Source organism: Streptomyces sp. NPDC005393 (assembly GCF_040606675.1).
GTDB lineage: Bacteria > Actinomycetota > Actinomycetes > Streptomycetales > Streptomycetaceae > Streptomyces.
The window spans coordinates 1-4,828 of sequence record NZ_JBEXFG010000105.1 but is presented as its reverse complement, the minus strand read 5'-3'; the positions used below and the strand labels follow the sequence as shown (position 1 = coordinate 4,828).

The following is a 4,828-nucleotide window of genomic DNA, read 5'->3' as shown; positions in this document are numbered from 1 at the left end:
GTGGAGTAGCGGCGGGATTTGGTGGAGAAGTGGCCCCGGAAGCCGAGCATGTGAGCCCAGGCACGGAGCCGGAGGTGTTCCAGGTCCTTGCGCGCACCCAGCGCCCACGCAGTGCGGATCAACCGCCGAGCGTGCTCGGTGATGTCGAGGGAGGCGATTTCGGCGATCAGCCGTATCGGCCGGTCCAGAGCGCCCGTCGCTGTCTCGGCCCCCTTGGTGGCGTACTTGGCGATGTACGCGGCCACAGCCCGATCAGTCAGCTCCGCCTCGCCGTCGAAGTCCGCGCCTCGGATGGGCCGTACGTCGAGCTGGTCACCGAAGGCGAAGGTGTGGGCCCGGCCGTCGATGACGGGACCGGCGACCTGGGCCCTGGTCGTGGCGGTGGTTGTGGCGGCGCGGATGGCATCGGTCAGTAGCTCGGCCGTGGCCCAGGCCGGAGGCGGGGTGTCGCCGCCGTCGGGACCGTCGATGCGGATCACGGCATGGAAGTGGACGGCGCCGCGCTTTTGGTACTCGGCGACCTTGGCGAAGGACAGTCGGGCGTGCGTGCGGAAGGCCCGTTGCGTGAGCCCGGCCCGCTTGGCGACCTCCCGGCGCAGGTAGATCGAGAACCGCCGCCACAGCATGCCCGCGTGGGCGTTCCAGAGCACCGCGGATTCGTAGTCGTACGTGGCCGCGTTGAGCGGAGTCCCGAGCGCGTCGTCGTCCTGGTCGTGGCGAACGCCGCACCGGCACGGGCGGCGGGTACCAGCGGGGCCGGTAGGCCGGTTGTGGACCGGGCCGAAGCTGGGTGCGGTGAAGGTGGCGAAGACGCGCGGGTGAGCGGCGACCTGTTCGGGCGTGCCCTTGCCGCCGCGCAGTCCGGCGGTGATCAGGTGGAAGGTGTCGCGGCGGTAGGTCTCGGCGCAGGCCGGGCAGCGGGTGATGCGGCGGTTGTTGCAGCGGACCAAGAGATGCCCGGCGGGCAGCTCGGCAGAGTCCAGGTGACGGAGAACGCGCCCGATCTCACCGGTGTCCCGGTTGAGGTGGTGCTCGGTGCGGTGGCCGTCGAGGCGGATGGGGTGGGTGCAGCCGCCAAGGCCGGAGAGCTGGCGGAGCAGGGCGGGCATGGTGCCGAGTGCTGCCAGGCTGCCGAGTTGGGGCAGCGGCGGCGCGGTGGTGCGGGTGATGATGGGTCTCCTCTTTCGGCTCTTGGGTCGGGAGGGGTTGGGCTGCCGGGGCGGCGGATGCTTGGCGGTATCGAGGCCGCCCCGGCAGTCACGTGGTGTGGATCAGCGGCGGCGCTGGCTAGTGAGCAGCGAGCGCATGACGACGGCGGCCACGGCGACGGATATGGCCGTGACGGCGACGGCGGCCAGGAGCGCGGTCAGGACGATGCCGACGGTCACCACCGCGCCGACCGTTCCGGCGTTGAGTCCGCTCAAGGCCCCGGCCGGGCGAGTTGGAACAGGCACGGGAGTGTGCTGGCAGGAGCAGGCCGGGACGTGGCTGTCCTGGGCCGCCGGGACGGCCGCTGTGGGTGTGTGGACGGTCGGCAGGGTGGGAGCTTCGGGGTACTTCGGTCGGAACACGGTGATCTCCTCTCAGCTACTCGTCTAGTCGTGCTGGCCGTTGACGGTGTCAACGCCGGAGCGCGTACCGGACTCCACGGAGGGCGCGAGGCCGGTGTGAGCGAGCCAGAAGCCAAAGAGCGCGATGACGACGGCGACCCACAGGCGGACGCCCATGAACTTGATCGCCGCCCAGGCGATGACGCCGAGGACGAAGACCAGGGGCAGGCTGACGGTCACGGGCGATCTCCTTTTCAGCGGATAGGGCAGCGGTGCGTGCGGGCAGCCAGCTCGGCGGCGGCACGGGTGTCGTAGTCGGCGGAGAAGTCGCAGCGCGGGGCGGTGCACACGGCGGTGTGCTTCACGCGGCCCCGTTGGTCGTTGGCAGTGCCAACACGGACCGGGCCAACACGCAGGATGCTTCGGAAGCGGCGCAGCATGGTGGACTCCTTCAGAGGTGGGAGGCGATGGCGTCGGCCAGTGGCGCGGGGACGCCGAGGCGGGCGCGCAGGGTCTCGGTATCGATGGGTGATCCGGTACGGGTGCGGTGTTCGTCAGCGAGCTTGCGCGCGTGGTTTACGAGCGCGGCCGGGACGTGCGGCGCGAGCCGCTTCGGCTCAGCTTCTGGGACCCCGGGAGGCCCCGCGGTTTCCGGTTCGGCCGGAGGCGACGCGGTTTCGGCCGCCGGTGCGGTATGTGCGAGCAGCGTCCCGCCAAGGAAGGCGACCGCTGGCCATCCGGCGACGAGGATGCGCAGCCAGGCCGGTACGTCGTCCATATCGAGCAGCCCAGCGGTAGCGACGTTCGCCCCGAGGGACGCGGCCAGCGCGACGACGAACCAGCACCAGCCCGCCGCTTTGGACGCCCCTGACCGCAGCCGCTTCCAGGCCGCCACGAGTAGCAGGTCGACGGAGACCGGATAGGCCCACGCCTTCCACCCGTTCTGTCCGGCCGCCGAGGCGAGGTCATGGAGGTGGGCGAAGGACAGTGCGGCGGCGATGACCGCTTGCACGAGCACCGCGTCAACCCGCGCCAGGTGAGCGCGCATGGGTAGGGACTCCTTCCCGTTTGGTCAGCCGCCTGCCGTGAGTTCGTCGGCACGTGCGCGAGCGGCTGCGGCGACCTCGGCAGCGTCAACGTCATGGGGTCGAGCGGCGGCGATGCGCTCCAGCACGTCCGCCTTGCGGCTCATCAGCTCCGACTGATTCCCAGCACCGGACTTACGCAAGTCGGCCAGGTCGGCGAGGAGTTCGGAGACCTCGGAGATGGTGGGACGGGACACACACAGGTACTCCAATCGGTTTCAGGCATGGCGGGGGTAGGGACATGGCGCGATGCGGTCGCGCCTACCGTGAGGTGAGGACGGCGGGTTACTCGGTAGCCGGGAGCGGCTTGAGCAGCGAGGCCGCAGCGCTCACCGGAACGGCCGGCACGGTGGGCCGGAACGGTTCGAGCGCGGGCACGTCCGGGACGAGATGCGCGGTATCGCGGCAGACGGCGGCAGAGTCACCAAGCGACAGGTACGGCGTACGGATACGGGACCAGCCGCCCGAGGTGTCCCCGGCAACGGCCAGACCGGGCCGCTCGGGAGCGATAGCGCAGGCCGCACCAACCGCTTCCGGAGCAATATCACCCAGCGCCATCTTGGCGGAGGCTTCATCGTTCACACGGTGGCAGACCCGGCCGGTCAGCTGAGCCCGAAGCATCGTCGCGCCCTTGCCCAGCTCGGCGCCGAATCGCTGTCCGCACACCTCCAGGTAGATGCCTGCCGCGCGGCCGAGTTGGGCGAGCCGGATGAGCTGGGTGACCATCTCGTCCCGCCGTTCCTCATCCTTCCTTGTGGCGACAAGGAACAGCTCGGCCACCTCGTCCACGAACAGCACCACCGGCACCGGCCGCTCATCCTCCGGCAAGCCCCAGATGTCAGAGGTGATCTCCTCCTCTGGCGTACTGGGAGCAATGCCCTGCCGAGCTTTGATCAGGTCGTACCGGTCCTCCATCAGTTCAACAAGCACAGGCAGCAGCTCAGACGCCTGCACAGGATTGGTGGCCAGCGCCGAGAGCCGAGGAGCGAACGGCGCCAGCTCCACGCCCCGCTTGCAGTCGATCCCGACCAGCGCGACTCGTTGCCGGGCCAGGCCGGTTATCAGGTGGCGCAGGAACATGGACTTCCCCGACAGCGTGGCGCCCAGGGTCAGTTGGTGCGGGATGGCCCGGTAGTCCCGCACGAACTGCGTCGCGTCCTCCCTCAGCGCCACCGGCACCTTCAGGAAGCCACCCGCCGCCTTACGGGGCATCCGGACCTTCCGGAGCACGTCGAAGCCGATCAGCCGCAGCTCGACCACTCCCGGCTTGATCTCTTCCACGTAGGCGCCGTGAACGCCCCAGGCATGCCGCAGGCGTTCGGCCGAGGCAGCAACGTCGGCAGGTTCCTGCCCCGGCGCCAGCCGCAGCCGAACCCGCAGCCCGGTCGACGTAGGCCGGATGATCCCCCGACGAGGAGGCACCGGCCGGACCTCCCGATGCGTGAGCGCCTGTGTCGCCCAGGCTCGCAGCCGGGACGGCGGAACGGTCAGCCCACACGCATCCATCACGGACCCGTACGAACCCAGTAGCCGAACCGTGGACACTGGGAGCCCGACCGTCGACCAGTACGCGGCCGGATGCCGGGCCCGGAGGTAGGCGGCCCCACCGACCGTAGCGGCGACCGGACCACCCACCTCCATCAATGTCGAGACGTCGTTCATCAGGCTCAGGCCCCCGCGCCAACCGATATCGCGGCCGGGGCGATGGCCTCGGCCCGGAAGGCGATCCCGTGCCGCTGCTGCCCGTTGAAGACGCTCTCCCACGGCCGCGCGATCAGCCCGATCAGCGTGACCGGCGCACCGAGAGCCAACCCGTCCGTCACTCCACTCTCCGGCACGGTGACCTGAAGCAGCGAGGACTCCCCGCCGTCGATGTGGACGACGCCGAGCCGCATCAGCGTTTCACCGCTCTGCGCGTCCTTGGCGATCTCGCCGGTCTGCCGGTCCTTCACCTTCGGCTCCGGCGCCTCAGTCAGCAGGACCGTGGCACCAGAGGTCTCAACTCGGATGGAACGCAACTACTTCTCCTCACTTCTCGTCAACGCACCTAGTCGTCTAGATGAGTTGCGGACCTCGAACCCGAACGAACGGGAACGACGACCACCTTGCCACACAGCTTGCCCACTCGTCTATACGAGTATGCGTCTCGGTGTGTACGAGTCAGAAGAAGTGGCCCCGGGGCCACCGCGCCCC

8 protein-coding genes are annotated in these 4,828 nt (G+C 69.6%); all 8 read right to left on the bottom strand.

The annotated features are described in order from the left end of the window. A partial coding sequence (locus tag ABZS71_RS35275; protein ID WP_356216860.1) for a replication initiator occupies positions 1-1,109 on the bottom strand: 1,109 nt, incomplete at its 3' end. Between the two features lie 162 nt (positions 1,110-1,271). Further along, positions 1,272-1,571: a hypothetical protein gene (locus tag ABZS71_RS35270; protein ID WP_356216857.1), complete on the bottom strand. Its 300-nt coding sequence runs from the start codon at positions 1,569-1,571 to the stop codon at positions 1,272-1,274. Between the two features lie 24 nt (positions 1,572-1,595). Further along, positions 1,596-1,790 carry a hypothetical protein gene (locus tag ABZS71_RS35265; protein WP_356216854.1) on the bottom strand — a complete coding sequence of 65 codons (195 nt, stop codon included), beginning with the start codon at positions 1,788-1,790 and terminating at the stop codon, positions 1,596-1,598. A gap of 14 nt (positions 1,791-1,804) precedes the next feature. Then, positions 1,805-1,990 carry a mobile element transfer protein gene (locus ABZS71_RS35260; protein WP_356216852.1) on the bottom strand — a complete coding sequence of 62 codons (186 nt, stop codon included), beginning with the start codon at positions 1,988-1,990 and terminating at the stop codon, positions 1,805-1,807. 11 nt (positions 1,991-2,001) lie between these two features. Beyond that, positions 2,002-2,598: a DUF2637 domain-containing protein gene (locus ABZS71_RS35255; RefSeq protein WP_356216849.1), complete on the bottom strand. Its 597-nt coding sequence runs from the start codon at positions 2,596-2,598 to the stop codon at positions 2,002-2,004. Positions 2,599-2,622: 24 nt separating this feature from the next. Next, a complete protein-coding gene (locus tag ABZS71_RS35250; RefSeq protein ID WP_356216847.1) occupies positions 2,623-2,832 on the bottom strand; it encodes a hypothetical protein in 210 nt (69 codons plus the stop codon). A gap of 88 nt (positions 2,833-2,920) precedes the next feature. Next, on the bottom strand, positions 2,921-4,297 hold the full coding sequence (locus ABZS71_RS35245; RefSeq protein WP_356216844.1) for an FtsK/SpoIIIE domain-containing protein: 1,377 nt from the start codon (positions 4,295-4,297) through the stop codon (positions 2,921-2,923). Between the two features lie 5 nt (positions 4,298-4,302). Then, on the bottom strand, positions 4,303-4,653 hold the full coding sequence (locus ABZS71_RS35240; protein ID WP_356216841.1) for a hypothetical protein: 351 nt from the start codon (positions 4,651-4,653) through the stop codon (positions 4,303-4,305). Positions 4,654-4,828: the final 175 nt, after the last annotated feature.